The sequence below is a fragment of the Galbibacter sp. genome (genome assembly GCF_048266365.1).
Classification (GTDB): domain Bacteria; phylum Bacteroidota; class Bacteroidia; order Flavobacteriales; family Flavobacteriaceae; genus Galbibacter.
Window position 1 is genome coordinate 203,239 of record NZ_JBLWZP010000004.1, and the last position, 22,752, is coordinate 225,990.

At 38.1% G+C, this 22,752-nt stretch carries 21 protein-coding genes; 3 read left to right on the top strand and 18 right to left on the bottom strand.

Features of this window, described 5'->3' with window-relative positions:
• Positions 1 to 61: 61 nt before the first annotated feature.
• Positions 62 to 841: a zinc ribbon domain-containing protein gene (locus tag ACN0TV_RS08100; RefSeq protein WP_417361876.1), complete on the bottom strand. Its 780-nt coding sequence runs from the start codon at positions 839 to 841 to the stop codon at positions 62 to 64.
• Positions 842 to 846: 5 nt separating this feature from the next.
• Positions 847 to 1,941, bottom strand: a complete 1,095-nt coding sequence (locus ACN0TV_RS08105; RefSeq protein ID WP_417361878.1) for a Nif3-like dinuclear metal center hexameric protein — start codon at positions 1,939 to 1,941, stop codon at positions 847 to 849.
• Positions 1,942 to 1,986: 45 nt separating this feature from the next.
• Here ACN0TV_RS08105 and lpxK point away from each other — a divergent pair, with 45 nt between their 5' ends.
• A complete protein-coding gene (gene lpxK, locus ACN0TV_RS08110) occupies positions 1,987 to 2,985 on the top strand; it encodes a tetraacyldisaccharide 4'-kinase (RefSeq protein WP_417361880.1) in 999 nt (332 codons plus the stop codon).
• Positions 2,986 to 2,998: 13 nt separating this feature from the next.
• Here the strand turns inward: lpxK and ACN0TV_RS08115 are convergent, their stop codons facing one another.
• The 10 genes from ACN0TV_RS08115 to ACN0TV_RS08160 all read right to left on the bottom strand — a co-directional run bounded on the left by ACN0TV_RS08115 (position 2,999) and on the right by ACN0TV_RS08160 (position 13,163).
• Positions 2,999 to 5,194, bottom strand: a complete 2,196-nt coding sequence (locus tag ACN0TV_RS08115; RefSeq protein WP_417361882.1) for a response regulator — start codon at positions 5,192 to 5,194, stop codon at positions 2,999 to 3,001.
• Positions 5,195 to 5,222: 28 nt separating this feature from the next.
• Positions 5,223 to 6,224, bottom strand: a complete 1,002-nt coding sequence (gap, locus tag ACN0TV_RS08120; protein WP_417361884.1) for a type I glyceraldehyde-3-phosphate dehydrogenase — start codon at positions 6,222 to 6,224, stop codon at positions 5,223 to 5,225.
• A 33-nt stretch (positions 6,225 to 6,257) separates the two neighbouring features.
• Entirely contained in the window at positions 6,258 to 7,136 is an 879-nt protein-coding gene (gene lipA / locus ACN0TV_RS08125; protein WP_417361886.1) for a lipoyl synthase, read from the bottom strand.
• 50 nt (positions 7,137 to 7,186) lie between these two features.
• Positions 7,187 to 8,401: an Nramp family divalent metal transporter gene (locus ACN0TV_RS08130; RefSeq protein WP_417361887.1), complete on the bottom strand. Its 1,215-nt coding sequence runs from the start codon at positions 8,399 to 8,401 to the stop codon at positions 7,187 to 7,189.
• A gap of 35 nt (positions 8,402 to 8,436) precedes the next feature.
• Entirely contained in the window at positions 8,437 to 9,015 is a 579-nt protein-coding gene (locus ACN0TV_RS08135) for an RNA polymerase sigma factor (protein WP_417361889.1), read from the bottom strand.
• Between the two features lie 110 nt (positions 9,016 to 9,125).
• Entirely contained in the window at positions 9,126 to 9,332 is a 207-nt protein-coding gene (locus tag ACN0TV_RS08140; protein WP_417361891.1) for a membrane or secreted protein, read from the bottom strand.
• Positions 9,333 to 9,491: 159 nt separating this feature from the next.
• Entirely contained in the window at positions 9,492 to 10,277 is a 786-nt protein-coding gene (locus ACN0TV_RS08145) for an anti-sigma factor domain-containing protein (RefSeq protein WP_417361893.1), read from the bottom strand.
• 8 nt (positions 10,278 to 10,285) lie between these two features.
• Positions 10,286 to 10,855, bottom strand: coding sequence for an RNA polymerase sigma factor (locus tag ACN0TV_RS08150; protein ID WP_417361895.1), 570 nt, complete (start codon positions 10,853 to 10,855; stop codon positions 10,286 to 10,288).
• A gap of 102 nt (positions 10,856 to 10,957) precedes the next feature.
• Positions 10,958 to 11,980: a UDP-N-acetylmuramate dehydrogenase gene (gene murB, locus ACN0TV_RS08155; RefSeq protein ID WP_417361897.1), complete on the bottom strand. Its 1,023-nt coding sequence runs from the start codon at positions 11,978 to 11,980 to the stop codon at positions 10,958 to 10,960.
• Positions 11,973 to 13,163 carry a pyridoxal phosphate-dependent aminotransferase gene (locus ACN0TV_RS08160; protein WP_417361899.1) on the bottom strand — a complete coding sequence of 397 codons (1,191 nt, stop codon included), beginning with the start codon at positions 13,161 to 13,163 and terminating at the stop codon, positions 11,973 to 11,975. Before ACN0TV_RS08160 ends, murB begins: the two co-directional genes overlap by 8 nt.
• A gap of 155 nt (positions 13,164 to 13,318) precedes the next feature.
• Between ACN0TV_RS08160 and ACN0TV_RS08165 the strand changes: the two genes are divergently transcribed.
• The gene (locus ACN0TV_RS08165) at positions 13,319 to 14,650 is read left to right on the top strand and encodes a PDZ domain-containing protein (protein ID WP_417361901.1); all 1,332 of its coding nucleotides are present in this window, start codon (positions 13,319 to 13,321) and stop codon (positions 14,648 to 14,650) included.
• A gap of 81 nt (positions 14,651 to 14,731) precedes the next feature.
• Here ACN0TV_RS08165 and ACN0TV_RS08170 read toward each other — a convergent pair whose 3' ends face one another.
• The gene (locus tag ACN0TV_RS08170) at positions 14,732 to 15,118 is read right to left on the bottom strand and encodes a DUF1573 domain-containing protein (RefSeq protein ID WP_417361903.1); all 387 of its coding nucleotides are present in this window, start codon (positions 15,116 to 15,118) and stop codon (positions 14,732 to 14,734) included.
• 130 nt (positions 15,119 to 15,248) lie between these two features.
• Here ACN0TV_RS08170 and ACN0TV_RS08175 point away from each other — a divergent pair, with 130 nt between their 5' ends.
• On the top strand, positions 15,249 to 17,882 hold the full coding sequence (locus tag ACN0TV_RS08175; RefSeq protein WP_417361905.1) for a valine--tRNA ligase: 2,634 nt from the start codon (positions 15,249 to 15,251) through the stop codon (positions 17,880 to 17,882).
• Between the two features lie 343 nt (positions 17,883 to 18,225).
• On the opposite strand, the gene ACN0TV_RS08180 is transcribed toward ACN0TV_RS08175, so the two are convergent.
• The 5 genes from ACN0TV_RS08180 to ftsH form a co-directional block, all read right to left on the bottom strand.
• The gene (locus tag ACN0TV_RS08180; protein ID WP_417362213.1) at positions 18,226 to 18,492 is read right to left on the bottom strand and encodes an acyl-CoA-binding protein; all 267 of its coding nucleotides are present in this window, start codon (positions 18,490 to 18,492) and stop codon (positions 18,226 to 18,228) included.
• Position 18,493: 1 nt separating this feature from the next.
• A complete protein-coding gene (locus tag ACN0TV_RS08185) occupies positions 18,494 to 19,141 on the bottom strand; it encodes a phosphatidylserine decarboxylase family protein (protein WP_417361907.1) in 648 nt (215 codons plus the stop codon).
• Entirely contained in the window at positions 19,131 to 19,946 is an 816-nt protein-coding gene (locus ACN0TV_RS08190) for a phosphatidate cytidylyltransferase (protein WP_417361909.1), read from the bottom strand. Before ACN0TV_RS08190 ends, ACN0TV_RS08185 begins: the two co-directional genes overlap by 11 nt.
• Before the next feature lie 48 nt (positions 19,947 to 19,994).
• Complete coding sequence (locus ACN0TV_RS08195; protein ID WP_417361911.1) at positions 19,995 to 20,603, bottom strand: LUD domain-containing protein; 609 nt, start codon at positions 20,601 to 20,603, stop codon at positions 19,995 to 19,997.
• 125 nt (positions 20,604 to 20,728) lie between these two features.
• Complete coding sequence (gene ftsH / locus ACN0TV_RS08200) at positions 20,729 to 22,735, bottom strand: ATP-dependent zinc metalloprotease FtsH (RefSeq protein WP_417361914.1); 2,007 nt, start codon at positions 22,733 to 22,735, stop codon at positions 20,729 to 20,731.
• Positions 22,736 to 22,752 lie beyond the last annotated feature (17 nt).

The following is a 22,752-nucleotide window of genomic DNA, read 5'->3' on the forward strand; positions in this document are numbered from 1 at the left end:
AGTCTTACAACTCAATGCAAGACTTTTTGTTTTATAAAGTGGATTTATTTGCGTACTCGAATTAAATCGCCGCAAACATATCTTCCATTCTTTGTTTTTCTTCATCCGCTAAAGCAGGATCAACAAGAATTCTGCCACTGTGTTCATCGGTGATGATTTTTTTGCGTGATGCAATTTCCATTTGAACCTGTGGTGGAATAGTGAAAAATGAACCTCCAGAAGCTCCGCGTTCGATAGGAACGATAGCTAATCCGTTTTTAACATTTTCTCTAATTCTCTTGTATGCTGATAAAAGTCTTGATTCGATAAGATTCTCATATTCTAAGCTCTTGTCGATTAAAGCTTTTTCTTCCTTCTCAGTTTCTTTTAGGATATCATCAAGCTCACCTTTTTTGTGTTTAAGGTGATTATCGCGCTCTGATAAACGTTCTTTAGTCTGAGCGATCACTTCTTTCTTCTGCTCGATTTGAACCTTGAATTCTTTAATGTGCTTGTCTGCCAATTCGATTTCGAGTTCCTGGAACTCAACCTCTTTTGTCAATGAATTAAATTCTCGGTTATTTCTAACATTCTTTTGTTGGTCGCCGTATTTTTTAATCAAAGATTTTGCTTCTTCAATAAGGTTTTTCTTATTAGCAATCTCTTCGGTAATCTCTTCAAGATTTCCATTGAGTTTTTCTAATCGGGTTTTTAAGCCCTCTACCTCATCTTCCAAATCCTCAACTTCTAAAGGTAATTCTCCACGAACATTTCGGATCTCGTCAATGCGAGAATCAATCAATTGCAAGTCGTATAAGGTTCTTAATTTCTCTTCAACTGTTACTTCGGTCTTTTTTGCCATATTCTTTATAAATACTTGACTGGGTTTGTATTACAAACTGATAAAACGATTGCAAAATTAGTGAATTTTTTTGTAAGAAAGTCAACTAAAAGATTTTTTGTGAACTGTTCTGTTTCGTAATGGCCTATATCTGCAATAATAAGTTTGTTTTCTGCCTTGTAAAATTCGTGATATTTGACATCAGCGGTGATGTAAAGGTCTGCACCGGATGCAATTGCATTTTCAATTGCAAAGGCGCCACTACCTCCTAGCACTGCTACCTTTTTTATGTCTTTCTCTAGTATTTTTGAATGCCGTATCACCCCTACGTTCATGCGTTGTTTGATTGTTTTTAAATAATCCTCTGCTTTTTGGGCTTTTGGAAGCTCTCCAAGCATCCCGATACCTATGTGTTGGTTGTTGTTTTCAAGGGTAGTCATTTCGTAGGCTACCTCTTCATATGGATGGACCTTTTTTAGCGTGGTTAGAATTTGCCGTTCAAGGTGTTTTGGGAAGGTGATGTTAATTTGGCTCTCTTTTTCGTAGTGTGTCCTTCCTCTTTGACCAATCACGGGATCCGAGTTTTCGTTGCCTTTAAAGCTGCCTGTTCCTTCTACAGTAAAACTACAGTTGTCGTAATTCCCGATTGATCCACCACCAACTTCAAATAAAGCTTGCCGCAAGGTTTCAGCATTTGAGGTTGGGACATAGGTGATAAGTTTTTTTATGGTGGCCTTTTGTGGGATCAGTACTTCAAGGTTTTGCAATCCTAATACTTCACAGATTTTCGCATTCACTCCGACAAAGCTGTTATCGAGTGCCGTATGCATGGCATAAATAGCAATGTTGTTTTGAATGGCTTTAATCACCACACGCTCTACATAATTCTTTCCTGTAATTTTCTTTAGACCACTAAAGACAATAGGGTGGAAGCTAACGATGAGATTACATTTCTTTTCAATGGCCTCGTCGACTACATTTTCCAAGGTATCTAAAGTAACTAGTACGCCGGTAACTTGAGTCGATTGGTCACCAATTAACAGTCCCACATTATCGAAGTCTTCAGCATAATCCAATGGAGCTATCTTTTCAATAGCAGAAATTACATCTTTAATTCGCATAGGTACATTTTTTTTCAAAGATAAAATATTCTAATTTCGCATCTTATGCAAAGATGGCGAAAATTACTCATTCCTTTTTCTTGGCTCTACGGAGCGGTTATCTACATTCGTAATTTTTGCTACGATTGGCAGATCTTTACCTCTAAGAGGTTTACTATTCCTGTTATCTGTATTGGTAATCTTAGTGTTGGAGGGACTGGAAAAACTCCAATGACGGAATACATCGCAAATTTATTAGCGGATTCTTATAAGACTGCAATTCTATCACGAGGGTACAAACGAGCGACGAAGGGCTTTGTATTGGCTGATGAAAATGCGACTGTTGGTAGTCTAGGGGATGAGCCCTTCCAATACCATTGCAAGTTGCCTAAAGTTACTGTAGCCGTTGATGAGGATCGAAGGCATGGTATCGAACAGCTACATACAGGACACGGAGTTGAAGTAATATTACTTGATGATGGTTTTCAACATCGTAGAGTACAAGCTGGTTTTAATGTACTGCTAACCATGTATGGTGATTTATTTGTGGATGATTTATTGTTGCCTGCTGGTAATCTTAGAGATACTAAGTCTCAGGCTAAACGTGCCGATATTGTAGTGGTTACTAAATGTCCTTCAGATTTGAGTCCGGCCCAAATGGCGGAAATTGCCTCGCGGCTGAAACTATCTGCCAACCAACAACTGTTTTTTAGCTCTATTGAATACCACAAAAATGTAATTGGACATCACCAAACTAAAGCATTAAGTGAATTAAAGTCTCATCATATAACTTTAGTCACAGGGATTGCTAAACCTGAGCCATTGGTTGATTACTTAAACGCTCAAAAACTGAGCTTTACGCATCGAAAGTATCCGGACCATCATAATTTTAATGCTAATGAATTAGCTGAGTTAAAGGGCTGCGATCTTATACTAACAACTGAGAAAGACTATACTCGGCTTTCAGGACATCTTAAACAATTGTATTATTTACCAATTGGTGTTAAGATATTAAAACAGGAAAAAGTGTTTAATAAAACTATATTAAGAGCAGTGGAAGCTTGATTACCTATCAGTCTTAAATGTGTTCGTTTTTTGCTTTTAGAATCGAATTCCCTATGGTTTGATAGAATAAATCAGGCTTAAAGGGTTTGGTAATAATGTTGTTGCAACCTGAAGCAAAAAAGTCATCCGTACTGTCGTCAAGCGATAGTGCAGTTAAAGCGATAATAGGAATATTGCTGTTGAATTTTCGTATTTCTTCCGTGGTCTTTAATCCGCTAATTCCTGGCATGTGGATATCCATCAGGATGAGGTCGTAATTATTTTCTTTTGCCAGCTTGATTGCCTGGTAACCATTGTCGGCAACGTGACAGCTTATACCTTTCTTACCTAGCATCTTTTTGGTGATGACCTGGTTGATTTTATTGTCTTCCACCACTAGGAGGTGGAGGCCATTTAAAGAGGCTTCTTCTAACACTTCCTCTTGTTCCTCTTGTATGGTTGAAGGGTCTGGAATGTCAAAGTCCAAATCAAAATAGAAGGAACTTCCCATACCGACCTCGCTCTTTAGGTGGATTTCACTATTGAATAAACTCAATAAGCTTTTTACGATCGTTAAGCCTAGCCCTGTACCACCATATTTTCTGTTGATCTGAATGGATCCTTGTGCAAAACTCTCGAAGATATTTTGCTGCATTTCTTCTGAAATTCCAATTCCCTCATCATTGACCTCAAAATGAACGGTACATTTCTGGTGATCCAAATGTGCCAATTTGGTCATTACGATGACTTTACCGTTTTCGGTAAACTTTAAGGCGTTTCCAACAAGGTTAATCAATATTTGAGATAGCTTGAGAGAGTCGCCTAGGAGTTTGTTTGGTATTTGATCGTCTAGGTCTAAGACAATGGTGTTTTTGTTTTCATTAGCGGTTTGTCGTAGTGAATTGGCAACGTCTTGCAAGGCTTTTGGTAATTCAAAAACTAATTTTTCGGCCAATAGTTTGTTTGCATCTATTTTGTTAATCTGTAATATGTCATTGATAAAATCTAGAAGGTATTCTCCAGAAAATTTTAGAGACTTTAGATGTTCCTTTTGGCTTTCTTTTGGGTTTTCCTCTAGTAATAAATGAGTGAGTCCTGTTACCGCATATAGTGGAGTCCTGAGTTCATGACTCACCGTGGATAAGAATTCACCTTTAGCGCGCATCGCTTTCTCAGCTTCTTCTTTTGCGACTTGTAGCTCTCTGTTTTTCTTAACCAATAAATCGTTGGTCTTGAATTTAATTTGGTTGTTTCTGTATAGTGAAATGGTCAAAAGTGAGATGATGATCAGCAGTGCAGAACTCAATACAGAGGTTAGCTTTGAAATATTCACCTTTTGTTGTTGCTTAATTTCATCTTGGCTCATTCGAGCGATCACATTGTTTAAAAATTCGGATTCGCTTGCTGAAGCTGCTTCGTTTTGCTGTTGTAATACTTTGGGATTAAAGTATTTTAGTTGAATGCTATCGGCTTTTTTGTAGTACAATAAAGCCATTCTGTAATCTTGCTTGTGTTGAGCAATTTGGTACTTGAGGCGATTAGTGTCTAGAAGAACTCTAGGAAACCCATAGCGCGCAGAAATTCTCAGTGCATTGTCCAAAAGGATTTGAGCGCTTTCATAATTTCCTTCTTCATAATAGATTGTTGCGAGTACTAATTGATAAATCGCTAACAAATATTTTTCCTCGTACTGGTTATCTGGAGGAATCATCCTTTGTAAAACCCTTTTTGCGTTATCGTACTGTTTTAATTTATGGTACGCCATCCCAATATAAAGCTCCATAACAGTTGTGACCTCGCTGTTGTTGTGGTCAGCTGCGCCTAGGGCCTTTTTGATCTGTTGCTCTGCTTGAGAATTATTTCCTTCACTGGCTTGCAGGTAGGCTTCAATTGCTGAAGCAATAGCTTGACCATTGGGGTATTTGTACATACGAAGAACTTCCCGAGCTTCATTGAGATAAATTTCAGGGTTTACAGGCCTTGTGAATTGTATGTTTAAGCGGGCGTATAAATTATAAAAATCGATAATCGCTTCAATATTATTGGTGCTATTGGCGAGTTTTATACCATTTTCAAGAGCTAAGACTGCCTTGCCATAGTCCCCAGAATTTTTATAATGATGGATGTCTGTTTTTAGACTAATCAAGCTGTCTTTTAATGTAATAGGTTGCTGTGCCTCCAAAACAGTGGGAGGAAAGATAAGCAAGAAAATGATCAACACGTAGCGCATATAGAGGAATGCTTTACCGTAAATATAACTATTTCTTGTGAGTGTGCTGAATTAAATCGATTAATCGATTACTATATCCGTACTCATTATCATACCAACCAATAATCTTTACCATCTTCCCGATTACCGAGGTCATTTGAGCATCAAAAGTACATGAAAATGGAGTGTCAATAATATCTATCGAAACAATAGGATCCTCGGTATAATCTAAAATCCCTTTGAGATGATTTTCTGATGCACTTTTAAAGGCCCGATTGATTTCTTCAATGCTGGTTTCGGTTTTGACGTTAAAAGTAATGTCTGTAAGCGAACCGTCAGGGACTGGTACTCGAATTCCACACCCTCCGATGCTATTTGACAGTTCGGGGAAAATTTTGGTAAGCGCTTTAGCTGCCCCTGTGGTTGTAGGAACTATAGATTGTCCGGCTGCCCTTGACCTTCTGAGGTCTCGGTGAGGCTGATCGTGAAGGCTCTGATCTGTAGTATATGAGTGTACGGTGGTGATATAAGCTTGTTCAATTCCGCATAGGTCGTTGATAACCTTAATCATTGGAGCGGCGTTGTTGGTGGTACAGGAGGCATTTGAAATAATCTTTTCTGTTCCATCAAGGATGTGATCATTCACTCCAATCACAACCATTTTTATTTTATCATCATCAGGAGGGACGGATAAGATTACTTTTTTAGCTCCATTTTTAAGATGTAGTTCGAGTTCAGGGGTTGTTTTATATTTACCGGTCGACTCGATGACAATATCTACATCAAATTTTTTCCAATCTAGTTGCTCTATATTTGAAATTTGCGTCAGCGGAAAAGAGCGGTTGTCAATCTGAATGGCTTCTTGGCTGAAGCTTACCTTTTCTTGCAGGACCCCATGTATGCTATCATATTTAATCAAATGACTTAGGGTTCTTGTGTCAGCTAAATCATTAATAGCTACCACCTCAATTTCTGGGTGGTTGAGTAGAAGTCTGAACAGTGTGCGTCCTATCCTTCCAAAACCGTTGATACCAACCTTAATTTTATTCAAAATACAAGCCTTTACCTTCTCAGGAGATTAAAGTTATTTAATATGTTTATGAGCTTTATACGAAGAACGTACTAAAGCACCACTTTCTACATGCCTAAAACCTAGGCTTAATCCAATTTCTTCATATTTTTTAAACTGATCAGGGGTGATGAATTGTTTCACTGGAAGGTGTTTTTTAGATGGCTGCAGGTACTGTCCGATAGTCACCACATCCACTGAAGCGTCTCTAAGATCATGAAGTGTTTCGATAACCTCTTCTTCTTTTTCTCCTAGACCTAACATGATACCTGATTTGGTTCTATTGATCCCTTGATCTTTAAGGTATTTCAAAACGCCTAGACTTCGATCGTATTTCGCTTGAATACGAACCTCTCTGGTAAGTCTTCGTACCGTTTCCATATTGTGAGAAACCACCTCTGGAGAAACTTCAACAATACGATCTATGTTTCTTTCCACTCCTTGAAAGTCTGGAATAAGCGTTTCAAGTGTGGTGTTTGGGTTCATTCTCCTGATCGCATTAACCGTTTCTGCCCACATGATTGATCCCATGTCTTTTAGGTCATCCCTGTCCACAGAAGTAATCACGGCGTGCTTAATACTCATCAGTTTAATGGAGCGTGCTACCTTTTCAGGTTCTTCCCAGTCTAGGGTGTCTGGTCTCCCGGTTTTTACACCGCAAAAACCACAGGAACGCGTACAAACGTTTCCGAGAATCATAAAGGTTGCAGTACCTTCTCCCCAGCATTCACCCATGTTCGGGCAACTACCTGAGGTGCAAATTGTATGTAAGTTATATTTATCAACAAGCCCTCTGAGCTCTGTGTATTTTTTTCCAGTCGGCAATTTTACCCTGAGCCATTTTGGCTTGGGCGTTCTTGGCGGAGCTATGCTACTAATAGTATCTTTACTCATATTCCCATTTTATGGTACAAAGATAATAAAGTTCCTATGGAAAACAGGTGTTAAAGAGTGCTAAGATACCATATAGAAAATCCCGTTAAAAAAACGATTCCCATCCAACTCAGTAGATGCATTTTTCTACTAGGTCTCCAACGTTTAGGCATGTGCTTTGAACTGACTAAAATATAATTTGAAATAGCATAAAAAGGAGCGGTGACAAAGGATAGTATTGTAGCAATGGTAATTAAGGTAACCATTTCTGACATTAAGAATAGCAGCATGCAGATCGTTCCTGTGATCAATAATAACAGCCAACCTATCATATTAAATTTACTCTTTGTGCCAAATAGGAGCGAGGTTGCTGTTGCCATAGCGCGGGGTGAGGCGTCCAGTGTTGTTAAGGTGGTACTGAACATGGCCGTGAATGCTGCAATGGCGATGATATAATATGTCGATGATCCTAAGGTGCTGGTATATACCTCAATCAACTGAAATGCAAACTGAGTTGCTCCATTTTCAAAATTTTGACCTGTTTGGTGCATAATCAAAGCGCCGAGGCTTATGAATAATATACCAGTAACGATGGTGCTTGCATAGCCTATATTAAAATCAGTTATGGAGTTTTTTGGTGAATAGGATTCCTGGACCTTTTGCTTCTCTATAGCCCATATAGAATGCCACACGGATATGTCTAATGGTGCAGGCATCCATCCCATAAAGGCGATTAAAAAAGCGATTCCTGCAGCATTAACAGGGATCAATTGATTGAATTCAATGGTGCCTACAGCTTTTGGCGCTGCAATGAGTACGGCAATTATGGTACATATCGTTAAAGAAATTACGATAAATTTCATGAGTTTATCTAGAAATTGATATTTTCCTATGATAAGAATACTACCGCAAATCACTAACAAAATGATGCTCCAGCTTATAGGGTTGGAAGTGATCCCGAAAAGGTTGGCAGCCAAACCTGCTGTTACAATGGTCACGGCAGTCTGTATTGTAAACATGGTGGCCATGTTGAGTATGAAATAAGTGTAAAGTACGGGCTTGCCAAGTTTGCGGTAGCCTTCTAATAGTGAATACCCAGTAGCCATAGCATATCTAGGGCCGTATTGAAAAAAAGGATATTTAAATAAGTGAACAAGAAGTAGCGCCCAAACGAATCCGAATCCATAGTCAGCTCCAGCTCTGGTGGATTGTACGAGGTGGGAAACCCCTATGGCTGCTCCGGCAAATAGAAGGCCGGGCCCCAGTTGTCTTAAAAGTGTCTTCACAACTTATGTGTTGGTGGTTACAGGAAGTGAATGTACTAAAAATTCTTATTTTTTGGTTGGTGAATTATTTCTGCCAACAATCGTTTTGCCCTTAGGAGTTTTACTTTGATATTATTCAAAGGTTCATTTAATTCTTTGGCTATTTCCTCGTAAGACAACTCTTGAAAGTAGCGTAGATGAAGTACTTTCTGGTAGTGAGGTTTTAATTTTTTTAGATCTTGGAGTAAACTAGCGAGGTTTTGTTCTGTAATCAATTTATCTTCAGCTGTAGGGCTGTCGTCCACTAGATTGTAAACAGAATTTTTATCTTGTTTGGAAAGGGCTCTGGTGATTTCAGGATTCTTCTTTCTAATAAGATCAATATGAATATTCTTGGAGATGGTTATGAGCCATGTCTTGAATTCATATTGCTCTTTGTAGGTGTTAATTTTATCAAAGGCCTTGGAAAAGGTACGAATTGTAATGTCTTCTGCCTCGTTCTCATCCCGAGTCCTCAGAAGTTGAAAACTGTATACATCGTTCCAATAGGTGTTTAACAAAGAACTGAACGCTTTCTGATCACCCTTCTTGGCGTTTTCAATATGAATTAGATTTTTATTTAAATTTTCACTCAAGTCATACTAGTTTACATGCGTATTTAAATATAGGGAATACAAAACTCATTCCCTAGGGCACTAGAGTGGTTTGTTGCAAATTATCCGATACACTCCAATGCAGTATCTATTTAGTTTGCCAATTGAGTGTCTTTTTTGCAATCCTGCTCATCAGGTAACTTTCCACAATAACTACATGCCTCTCCATCTTTATTTAAAAAAGGAGATTGGCTGGCACAAGTACCTGCAAACTTACCATTTTTCTTACCTAAAATTTTAATTGCAATTCCTGCGAATGCAAGACCCATCAGTACAACGCTTACTATTAGAAGTTTCATTTGAATGTATTTATTTCCTTTTATATACTTAGTCGGGGACTTGACTGCAAAGTTACAAATTAGTGTTCTAATTTCGGACGAACTAGTCCTTAATTAAATGCAAAAAGAATCCCTGACCAAAAAGGACAGGGATGTAAGTATTTTGATAATCTTTAAGTGTTATTCTTTTTCCAAAGCAATACTGGCAACCTCACTATCGATCGAAGCAAAATCTTTGTTTCCTTTTGAATCAATAGTTATCTTGTAATTGGAAGCATTGTCTTTAAAAGGTAATGCCATAAGTTTCTTTTCTGCTTTTTCAATTACTCCAAGGTAAACCATCTCACCGTTGATCTCAGCCCACATTTTCAATTCTTTATCCTCTGGAAGTTCCGGTACAGAAAGTACGTTAATGGCAGACAACCTTTCTTTTGGATTAACATAGGCTACGGTTCGCAAGTTTTTTGCGCGTTCATTTCCGTTGATTAAGTATTTCTGCGTTTCAGGTGCACTGAGTACCGCGTATTTACTTTTCATATTTTCTAATCTCGCATTGGTATTTACAATATCCTCTTTGAGATTTTCAATTTGACTCGCTACACTATTATTTGTGGTAGAGAGTAATCTGTTTTGTTTCCACAAGCTTATGGTTGCGGCTCCAAATAGCAGTGTAGTCACACAAGCTGCTATAAAATACCAAGGAATACTGCGCTTGTATGAGGTCACAGTATGTGTTTCGGTTTTTATACTTTCTAATACGTTGTTTATAACGGTCTCTGGAGCTTTTATAGCAAAAGACTTGCTGTAAATTTCCAGGTTCTCTTCCAAGGTGTTGTAAGCTACTTTGACTTCTTTTGAAGTGTCTATGAAATGTTCAACCCGCACCTCTTCCTCGTAACTAACATCGCCAAGTAAATAGCGCTCTAATAGATCGCTTTCCAAAAGTATTTTTACTTCATTTTTCATGGCTTTAACTAAATTAACATGGTCAGAATTAATAAAAATGACAAGGTAGCAGGGTCATAGATTTTTCTTAATTCTCTCAATCCTATTTTTAAACGAGACTTTATGGTTCCCAATGGAATGTCCAGTGCTTCTGAGGCTTCTTGCTGTGTCATTCCTTCGAAAAACAACGCTTCCATGACAACTTGATACTTCTCGTCAAGGGAGTTTAGGTGCTTTCTAACATCCAAATGCTCAGGATTTACACTTTCAACTCCTAGATTATATACGTTAGAAACTTCGATTTGGATTTCTTGATCGCTTTTTAAATTTGCGCTGCGTATTTTATCTATTGCAGTGTTTCTCGTTATGCGAAACATCCAAGTAAACAGCTTAGATTTTTTGGAGTCATAGGTGTCTATTTTCTTCCATATTTTCATTAAGCTAATCTGAAGGACGTCTTTTGCTAAATCTTCGTCTTTGGTAATTTTATTGGCTACCCCAAAAAGCGTATCACCATAATGGTCGTATAATAACGCCATTCCTTTCTCATCCTGTTTCGAAAGTAAATCGATTATATTTTTTTCCAAAAGTTGACTCATGTGCGCTTGGATTACTACCCTGACACTCCTAAAATAGCAGGTAAATTCAAATGTATTAATTAATATTTTAAGTTAATATCTATAGTTGCTGATTTTTACGCTTTAATAGATGTTAACTTCGGGCTCAATGTAAACATTAAATTTGTCTTGGACACTTTTTTGAATGTTTTGTGCGAGTTCCCATATTTGTTCACCCTTGGCGTCACCGTAGTTCACTAGGACCAACGCTTGGTTTTTGTGAACGCCTACCTCAGCGAATCGTTTGCCTTTATAGCCGCATTGCTCTATGAGCCAGCCTGCGGGTATTTTCTGCTGATCTTCACCCAAGGCGTAATGTGGTATTTCTGGGTATTCTTTTTGCAAAGCATTAAATTTTTCCTTTGAAATTACGGGGTTTTTGAAAAAGCTACCGCTATTGCCCAAAATTTTCGGATCCGGAAGTTTACTTTTTCTGATGCTTATTACGGCATCGGAAATTTGCTTAAGGCTCGGCGTGTTAATTCCTTCTTGTTTTAATTGGCTCTCAATGGCACCGTAAGTAATGTTTTTATTGTGGTTTTGGGTGGTGAGTTCTACCGTAATGGAAGTGATGATATAGCGACCTTTATTTGTTTTAAAAATGGAGTCTCTGTACCCGAAGGCACAATCTTCCTTTGTGAAGGTGACTTCTTTTTTCTCTTGTAAATCTAGTCCCTGACAGCTGATAAATACATCCTTTAGTTCCACTCCATAAGCCCCAATGTTTTGAATGGGAGCTGTCCCCACGTTTCCTGGGATGAGCGAAAGATTTTCAATCCCCCCCATATCGTGTTCAATTGCCCAACACACCAAGTCATGCCATACTTCTCCTGCTAGGACTTTTACCTGTGCATGGTTCTGGGTCTTAGATAGGATTTCAATGCCTTTTGTGTTTAAATGAATCACTAGGCTTGAAACATCTTTGGTCAATAGAACATTACTGCCTCCACCTAAGAGTAGCGGCTCTGGGTACTGCTCTGAAAATAATACCTCCTTGAGCAGGGTATTGTTGTCAATCTCCATAAAGTGCAATGCACTGACATCAATCCCAAAGGTGTTATAGGGTTTTAAAGAAATGTTATGTAACAGTGTGTTGGGTTTAACCATTGTATTGTTTTAAAGCTTCTTTCAATAGTTCAGCGGCTCTCAGCAATTCTTTCTTGTCTAATACATAGGCAATCCTTACTTGGTCATAGCCGATGCCCTGGCTCGCATAAAATCCAGCTGCAGGAGCAACCATAACGGTTTGTCCGTCCAATTGGAAGTCTTCTAACAACCAACGTGCAAAATCTTCAGTATTGGACACAGGAAGTTGAACAATACAATAGAATGCGCCTTGAGGTGTAGCTACTTTAACGCCCTCGATGGTTTTTAAGGCCTCGATTAAAAGGTTTCTTCGCTCTACATATTCTGAAATCACTTGATCAAAATACGATTGTGGTGTATCTAATGCTGCCTCACTAGCTATAAGTGCTAGGGTAGGAGGTGATAATCTGGCTTGTGCAAATTTTAATGCCGTTTGAATAAATTCAGAGTTTTTTGACACCAAACATCCTATTCTGGCGCCACACATACTGTATCTTTTGGATACAGAATCCACTACGATGGCATGGTCTTCAATTCCGGGTTCTTGTAAAATAGAATAGTGTTCTATATTATCATATGCAAACTCTCGATATACCTCATCGGCGATTAAAAATAAATCGTGTTTTTTGACAAGGGTTGCCAACTTTTTAATTTCTTCTTTGGTGTACAGGTATCCTGTAGGGTTCCCTGGGTTGCATATTAATATACCCTTGGTTTTAGGGGTAATGAGCTTTTCAAATTCTTCAATAGGAGGTAGTGCAAAATTGTCCTCAAAACTAGAAACAACAGGAACGACATTTACACCTGAAGCCTTGGCAAAGCCATTGTAATTGGCATAAAAAGGTTCTGGGATTATAATTTCATCTGTAGTATCGGCGATGGATCCAATGGCGAACATTAGTGCCTCAGAACCACCAGTTGTGGCAATGATTTGCTGCGCAGTGACATTGATGCCACATTTTCCGTAGTAGTTCGCCAATTTCTCACGGTATTCTTGTGAGCCTTCACTTCGGCTGTATTCTAATATCTCTAGCGTGTTATTTCGAACGGCATCCATGGCGACTTTCGGCGTTTTGATATCAGGTTGGCCTATGTTGAGATGAATAACCTCGACCCCTCTGCTTTTAGCAGCCTCCGCATAGGGTACTAGTTTTCTAATCGGAGATTCAGGCATGCTTTGCCCTTTCATTGAAATTTTTGGCATAGATCTAATTTTACGAATTGCAAATTTGCAAAATTATTTCCACAAATTGTTATAAAACGCAGGGCTTCTTTGTAGGTCTATTTAATGTTAAAAAATTGAATTAATTCACTGATTTTTAATATATTTAATGCAATAATCCTAGGTTCAGATAAGTCATGTATGCTGTTAAGTTCATCCGTTGGGTTCTTTTACTGACCATGTGTATTTCATATGGCCAAAATAGATTTGAGCTTATGGATGGAGATCGCAGCGAGAAAGTGTCCTTCGATTTTGTTAATAATTTGATTGTTTTAGAGATTGAGGTTAACAGAATTCCACTTTCCTTTATTGTTGATACTGGCGTTAACAAACCCATAATATTCGGTATTTCACCAGAAGATTCCCTAGATGTTAAAAGCCCAAAAGATATTCTCATTAGAGGATTGGGTGGGGGAGATCCTATTCGGGCTATTCACAGTAAACACAATGTGTTTAAAATTGGCAATGTGATCAATCGGCAGCAGGATTTTTATTTAATACGAGATTCTAGCATTAACTTTTCCCAACAAATCGGTTACAAAGTACACGGTATTATTGGCTTTGATCTATTTAAAAACTTTATAGTAGAGATTGATTACAACAGTGAGCGTATTGGTTTTTTTGATCCTGAACAATACCGCTATAACAATTGCAGAAAGTGTGAATCACTACCTATAGAAATAGAAGGTTCCAAGGCCTATGTGAGCGGTTATATTAAGCAGTTTTCCAACATGGAAGAGATTCCTGTGAAATTACTATTGGATAGCGGAAGTTGTGATGCCTTGTGGTTGTTTGAAAATACCGAAGGCGAGATAGCTGGTCCCGTGAAGTTTTTTGATGATTTGCTAGGATTTGGACTCAGTGGTAAAATTCATGGTAAACGGGCACGTCTGCAACGTTTTAGATTGGGTAAATTTGAGATAGATCAAACTAAAGTTTCCTATCCAGATTCGATATCATTGCGCTACATCAATGCTATGCGGGATAGAAACGGTTCACTTGGAACTGAAATACTGAGGCGTTTCGATGTGGTTTTTGATTATCCAAACCAAAAATTAACACTTCAAAAGAATTCTAATTTTAAGGATCCATTCCACTATAACATGAGTGGTATCCAGCTTCAGCACAACGGCATGCGTATTGTAAAGGCCATGTCCGATGATATTGACCGGGGTAGGACTGTTGTGAGTAGCAGTAGCCAAAACTACATACCATTTGAAAGGAATTTTAAATTCGAATTAGAGCCTGCCATTGAAATTGCTGAGGTAAGATTGAATAGTCCTGCGGATATGGTCGGTTTGCGAAAAGGAGATGTCATTTTGAGCGTGAATCGCAAGAATATTATGAGCTACTCACTACAAGAGGTCAACCAAATGATGAATACCAAGCCTGGGAAAACAATTCTGTTAGAAGTCGAGCGAAAGGGAACGAATTTAAAATTTGCTTTTGAGCTCAAAAAAGTCTTGTAAAAAATAAAAAACCATACTGAAAATTTCTTCTCAGCATGGTTTGTTTTAAGATGTGTGTAATTGCTTGGTTGTACGTGCTAATTATTGCACAGCACCAGCAAGTACTTTTCCTTTAATTTTTACGGCAACTGTAGGCGTGTCAGCATTTGACTGAACAGTAATCGTTTTTCTAATTGGCCCAACTCTATTTGTGTCGTACTTAACTTCAATTTTGCCTGTTGCTCCGGGGGCTATTGGAGCTTCTGGTTTTTTAGGAATTGTACACCCACAGCTGGAGTGTACGTTAGAAATTACCAAAGGTACATCTCCTGTGTTGGTGAATTCGAAAACACGAACACCATCACTGCCTTTGGCGATCTCACCATAGTCAATCACCTGTTGTTTAAACTCTATTTTCGCAGTCTTTTCTTGTGCCTGAACAGCAAAACCAAGAACGCCAACGAATAATAGCATTAGGAAATTTTTCATCGTTTTTCAGATTTAAGTGAATATCAAATTTAATTACTTTTTACAATCCGTGCAAAATTTAGTGTTTATCTTTCAAAATACTACGGATATAACTACTTTTGCTCTCCTAACTCCAAAAAGTGTTCCAAAGATGAATATTCCATCAAAATATGATGCCAATTCGGCAGAAAATAAATGGTATGATTACTGGATGAAGCATCGTTTTTTTCATTCAGAACCTGATGAGCGTGAACCATATACGATTGTTATCCCTCCACCTAACGTAACAGGTGTTCTACATATGGGGCATATGCTTAACAATACCATTCAAGATGTGTTGATTCGAAGAGCACGACTGTTAGGTAAAAATGCATGTTGGGTACCTGGAACTGACCATGCTTCTATAGCTACAGAAGCCAAAGTGGTTGCTAAATTAAAAGAGAAGGGAATCTCTAAATCCGATCTCTCAAGAGAAGAGTTTTTAGAGCACGCTTGGGATTGGACTCACCAATACGGTGGTGTTATTTTGGAACAATTGAAAAAATTAGGTTGTTCTTGTGACTGGGATCGTACGAAGTTTACAATGGATCCTGCCTTGTCTGCATCTGTAATTAAAACCTTTGTTGATTTATATGAGAAAGGATTGATTTACCGTGGATTTCGAATGGTGAACTGGGACCCTGAGGCTAAGACGACCCTTTCTGATGAAGAAGTTATTTATGAGGAGCGTCAAGGGCTATTGTATTATATCTCTTACGCTATTGAAGGAAGTAATGAAACTTTAACTATAGCAACTACTCGGCCTGAAACCATATTAGGAGATACTGCGATTTGTATTAACCCGGATGATGAGCGTTATACACATTTGAAAGGGAAGAAGGCTATTGTCCCAATCGCAAATCGCGTGATTCCAATTATTGAGGATAGTTATGTTGATGTAGAATTTGGAACCGGGTGTTTGAAGGTGACTCCAGCCCATGATGAAAATGATAAAAAATTAGGAGATAAACACCAATTAGAGGTTGTTGATATTCTAAATGAGGATGCTACCTTGAATAGTTTTGGGTTGCACTATCAAGGAAAAGATAGATTCGTAGTTCGAAAAGAAATTGCTAAAGAGCTAGAGGAGTTGGGACATTTGGTGAAAACCGAAACCCACATAAATAAGGTAGGAACTTCTGAGCGTACAAAGGTGGTTATTGAACCTCGTTTGTCTGATCAGTGGTTTTTGAAAATGGATACGCTAGTACAACCAGCTTTAAAGGCAGTATTAGAGGACAAAGAAATTAAATTATTTCCCTCAAAATTTGAAAACACCTACCGTCACTGGTTGGAGAATATACGCGATTGGAATATTTCAAGACAATTGTGGTGGGGACAACAAATTCCAGCGTATTACTACGGTGATGGTGAGCATGAATTTGTCGTGGCTGAGACCGTAGATACCGCACTTGCTAAGGCTCGTGAGAAATCAGGGAATGCTGGATTACAGATTGATGATCTGAGACAAGATGAGGATTCTCTTGATACTTGGTTTTCTTCTTGGTTATGGCCTATAAGTGTTTTTAATGGAATTTTAGAACCAGATAACAAGGAAATAGAATATTACTATCCAACCAATGATTTGGTTACGGGACCGGATATTTTATTCTTTTGGGTTGCGAGAATGATATTTGCGGGATATGAATACCGCGATGCTAAGCCTTTTAGTAATGTCTACCTTACGGGATTAGTAAGAGACACGCAGGGTAGGAAGATGTCAAAATCTCTAGGGAACTCCCCTGAGGCTGTAAAACTCATCGAGCAATATGGTGCTGATGGGGTTAGAGTTGGTTTGTTGTTGAGCTCCGCAGCAGGGAATGACTTGTTGTTTGATGAGAGCCTTTGCCAACAAGGTAAAAACTTTGCCAACAAAATATGGAATGCATTTCGTTTGGTAAAAGGCTGGGAGGTTGCTGATATCCCTCAACCTTCATATGCCGTGAGTGCTATTGAGTGGTATGAGAATAAATTTCAATCTGTCTTATTACAAATAGAAGACCATTATTCTAAATATAGAATTTCAGATGCCTTAATGGCCACTTATAAGCTTGTTTGGGATGATTTCTGTTCATGGTTATTGGAGATGGTAAAGCCGGCATACCAACAACCAATTGATGCCAAAACCTATAAAGCGGTTATTGAAATCTTTGAGAACAATTTAAAATTATTACATCCTTTTATGCCGTTTCTAACTGAAGAGATCTGGCATTTGATCGAAGAGAGGACACCAGAGCAGGCACTAATTGTTGCTAAATGGCCGGAGAAAAAAGCTATCGATACATCAATCATCGAAGACTTTGAAATGGCAGCTGAGGTGATTTCTGGAATTCGTACGATTCGTAAGGAGAAAAACATAGCATTTAAGGAGGTGGTTTCACTTTCGGTTATGAATAAGGAGAACCTCGATTCTAATTTTGATTCTATCATTCAAAAACTAGGTAATATTGACCATATCGACTATGTTGATACTAAGGTTGAAGGTGCCTTGTCTTATAGAGTGAAGTCTAATGAATATTTTGTTCCAATAAGTGGTGCAATTGATGTAGAGGCTGAAATTGAAAAAATAGAAACCGAATTACACTATACAAAGGGATTCTTGGAATCTGTACAGAATAAGCTTTCTAATGAGCGTTTTGTGAATAATGCACCTGAGCAGGTAGTAAAAATGGAGCAACAAAAACAAGCTGATGCGGAAGCAAAAATCCAAACGCTTAAGGAGAGCTTGCAGAATCTTAAAAAGTAAGTTCAATATCAGAGCTAAACTAGTTGAATATGGTAAAATCTCCATTTAATTTAGGTGGAGATCTTACCATATTCTAAGGTATAGATAGTGTTAGCCGGTGTATTGCATGGTAAAATTAAACATTTTTCAGGTAGTTAAATTTAGATGTGCATAAAAAGACAGTTCGTAAACCTAGCGCTCTGGCCCCAGCAACTTCGATATCTTAAATAGGTTAAATTCAAATCTGTTCACATTTACAAAATTGAATTGGGCTTTAAAATTTTGCGCGGGATACTACTTCGCCTAGTTTCATGCAAATTTAGTGAGGGCCCCGTAAAACTTGAGTGATGGTTTAAAGGAGGGATTACCTCTTTTCTTCAAAAAAATCCTTGACTAACTGAACGTATTTCTCTTTAGCCTCTGACTCGGAAATTCCCTTGGCTTGGAAAAGTGCATTTGCCTTAAAAGCGTTGATAATCGCGCGTCGACTACCAGGTGGATCAACGTTGTGTGTTGCCTTTTTGTAATAAGCGTATAAGCGCAGTAGGAAATCTGCAGGAAAGAGTTCAGGGTAATTATTTACACGCTCTACAGCCTGTTCAAATTCTTTATTTAATGCTTCTTGGTCCATTTTAAGATGCGATGATATCAATTCCACCTTTTACTTTTTGATGTAACTTTACCTTGAGCTCAGAATCTAATGGTAAAAATAAGTCCACTCTTGATCCAAATTTTATAAAACCTGCGTCGGTTCCCTGTACAACAGTTTCACCAACCTTAGCATAATTCACGATTCTCTTGGCCATGGCACCTGCAATTTGTCGATATAGGACTTCCCCGTAGGTTGGGTTCTCAACGACAATTGTGGTACGTTCATTTTCTTCTGAGGCTTTGGGGTGCCAGGCAACTAAATATTTTCCTGGATGGTAATGGCTGTATTTTACGATGCCTCCTAGTGCATATCGAGTAACATGTACATTAATGGGTGACATGAATATGGATACTTGAATACGTTTGTCTTTAAAGTATTCTTTTTCAAATACTTCTTCTATTACAACAACCTTTCCATCGACCGGTGCGATGATTTGAGTATCGTTCAAAATGGTTGCCCGTTTTGGATTTCGGAAAAATTGAAGAATAGCCACTAGCAGTATTAATAGTGCTACTTGGACCGCTTTCTGGATATAAAAGTTGCTAATGAAAAATTTAGCCAACAGTATGCCCGATGCAATAATTATAAATGCGCCAATGATGATCTTGAAGCCTTCCTTATGAAACATAGCTATAAATTTGAAGGGTTAAAAAAGCAAATGGTGCAGCAAAAATTAAGCTGTCCAATCTGTCTAATAATCCACCATGGCCGGGGAGTATTGCTCCACTGTCTTTTACACCTGCCAAACGTTTAAATTTTGATTCTATGAGATCTCCAATAGATCCCGTTATAACCAGTACAGCGGCTAAAATGAGCCATTGCATTGATGTTAATTCATTACCGGATAAAGATAGTAAATAGGCCGCTATTAAAGCAAATATAAAACCTCCTAAAAACCCTTCAATAGTTTTCTTTGGTGAGACACTAGGGAAAAGTTTGTTTTTACCTATGGCTTTTCCAACAAGATATGCAAAGGAGTCATTTACCCAGATAAGTACAAAGACACCTATGATGAGTGATTTGACAAAGTAATGCTCCTTATAAGGAATCATAGTTAGGAAAATAGACCCACCACCTATGTAAAATATAGTAATTAAGAATTTCTGCGCGTTAGAATATTTTGGAATCTTAGCTCTAAATAGATTTAAGCATAAGAGAATGTTGACCAAAAGTGTCCCTGCCAATAAGATATTGCGTAGAAGCTCTTGTTGTGTTAATTCACCGAGCAAATAGATAAACACCCACCATAGTCCTAAAAATGCAATAAAGATATAATAGCCTTGTAAACGAATTAATTTTTTAAATTCATAAATACAAGTAATCCCGAATATAAGGAAGAGGAAGTCAAAGGCATCATTGCTCAGGTAAACTGCCGCTAGTAGTAAAAATACATATATAATGCCTGTCAAGGACCTTTTTAACAGTTCTCTCACTAAGGTTATTTTTTTAGGTTTAGCTTATAGGTGAATTTCTAAAATAGATTAGAGGTCTTCAAGCAGCAACAAATATAAGTTTTTTGAGCTACTTCCGTAGGTGAGAAAATCTTTTTCTTCTTTTATACTAAAATGCTTGATGGTTGTGATGTTCGTAGGAATCTGATTTTTGTTCTTAGCCTTGATTCCTCTTAGGCCCTCTCCGATAGTATCTACTAACTGACTCGTGGTGGCAAAAATAATGAAATTGTCAGGGAGATCGTTTAGTTTGCTCTCCTTGATTTGATTGGAAGAAATCAAAATAGCGCCATTGTCGGCTACCAAGTTTTCACAACGAGACAACAAAATATTTGCCTGTTGGCAATTGGAATTCTTACTAAAAGTGAAATTTTTGAATATTTGTGACAGTTGAGCGTCTAAACAACAAACCGTTTGTGATGACCAATTATTCTCCTGAAGAATGTTATTGAAACATTCATAGATTTCTTCTAAAGAATCGCAGTAGAGGAACTTACCACCATTTTTTTTGAAATTAATAGTAAATTTCTCATCAGTAGGCAGCTTTATTTCTGGCATAAACTTTCCTCTTTGATCAGCGCCGGTGCCAGAGGTATCATCTTTTTGTTTGGATCCGAAAAGTTTTTTAAATAAGCTCATTATAAATTTAGCGGGGGAGTTATTATTTATTTCATTTGCCTGCTGTTGTCGTATAAAAGTAAGAAATTCTTAGGTATAACGTATAAAACAAGGGGAAATTTTGTATTCCCCCCGTCTTTTTATGTTTATTCTTGTTCTAAGTTCTCTTTTTCTTCCTTTTCACCTTTTTTCTCCACTGGCTCTTTTATTTCTTCAGCTTCTACTTCAAATGGTTTTTCAAAAGGTCGCTTTCCAAAGATGCGTTCAAGGTCATCTTTAAAGATAACTTCTTTCTCTAACAATCGATCTGCAAGGATAGTTAGTTTGTCTTTATTGTGTTCTAACAGCTCGATAGCTCTAGCGTATTGCTCTTCAATTAATTTTGAAATCTCTTTGTCAATTAATTGCGCTGTTTGCTCACTATAAGGTTTGGAGAAGTTAAAGTCAGATTGTCCACTGGAATCATAATACGTCAGGTTTCCAATAACGTCGTTTAATCCGTATATGGTCACCATTGCTCTCGCCTGCTTCGTTACTTTTTCCAAGTCACTAAGTGCTCCAGTTGAAATGGTGTTGAACATTACTTTTTCTGCAGCACGACCTCCAAGGGCGGCACACATTTCATCTTCCATTTGTTCTGGTCGTACGATAAGTCTTTCTTCAGGTAAATACCATGCAGCCCCTAAACTTTGTCCACGAGGAACAATAGTAACCTTTACCAGTGGTGCTGCATGCTCAAGCAACCAGCTCACTGTAGCGTGTCCTGCCTCGTGATAAGCGATAGTTTTCTTTTCACCTGGAGTAATGATTTTATTTTTCTTCTCTAGACCACCTACGATTCTATCAACCGCATCTAAGAAGGATTGTTTGTCAACCGCTTTTTTACCGTTTCTAGCTGCTATTAAAGCAGCCTCGTTACATACGTTAGCGATATCTGCTCCTGAGAATCCTGGAGTTTGTTTTGCTAAGAAGTCAACATCTAGAGTTTCTGCAGTTTTAATAGGGCGTAAATGCACTTCAAAGATCTCTTTTCTCTCACGAACATCTGGAAGATCAACAAAGATTTGTCTGTCAAATCGACCTGCTCTCATAAGTGCTTTATCTAATACATCTGCACGGTTTGTCGCAGCCAATACAATTACATTGGTGTTGGTTCCAAAGCCGTCCATCTCTGTTAGTAACTGGTTCAAGGTATTTTCCCTTTCATCGTTACTTCCAGTCATATTGTTTTTTCCTCTCGCTCTTCCGATAGCATCAATTTCATCAATAAAGATGATGGCTGGTGATTTGTCCTTTGCTTGTTTGAAAAGGTCACGTACCCTAGAAGCACCGACTCCCACAAACATCTCTACGAAATCCGAACCTGAAAGAGAGAAGAAAGGAACTTTAGCTTCACCAGCAACAGCTTTGGCAAGTAGCGTTTTACCTGTTCCGGGCGATCCTACTAAAAGGGCTCCTTTTGGAATCTTTCCACCAAGGGAAGTATATTTTTCCGGGTTTCTAAGGAATTCTACAATTTCTTGTACTTCTTCTTTAGCTCCTTCCAATCCAGCAACATCCTTAAAGGAAACTTTCATATCCGTTTTCTCGTCAAATAAACGTGCTTTAGATTTACCGATATTGAATATTTGTCCTCCGGCGCCACCTGCTCCTCCACCTGACATACGTCTCATCAAGAAGATCCATATGCCGATGATTAGCACAAATGGCAATATTGAAAATATCAATTCTCCAAGGATATTCGAATCTGTATCATACTTCACTGAAGCTGACAGGTTGTTTTCTTGAATGGTGCTGTTAATATCGTTTTCGAAATTTTGAAGATCCCCGTAGTTTAATTGATATTGCGGAGTTTCTCCAGAAGGGAACAACGATTTATCGACAGCGTCTTTATGAATTTCCTTTTCCTTTGCCTCGTCTGTTAAAAATACTTTAGCTTGTCTAGTATTGGTGATAATGACAATTTTACCGACATCTCCTGCTTTTAAAAACTCCTGTAATTTTGCCGGAGTAGTGTCAGGAGGAGTCTGCCAGTTGCTTCCTCCAGAGAAAAATTGCATACCGATGATGATTGCTAATATGACGCCGTAAATCCAGTATGAACTGAATTTAGGTCGTTTCGGGCTTGTATTATTGTTATTATCCTTTGCCATTAATTGTTTCTTTTACT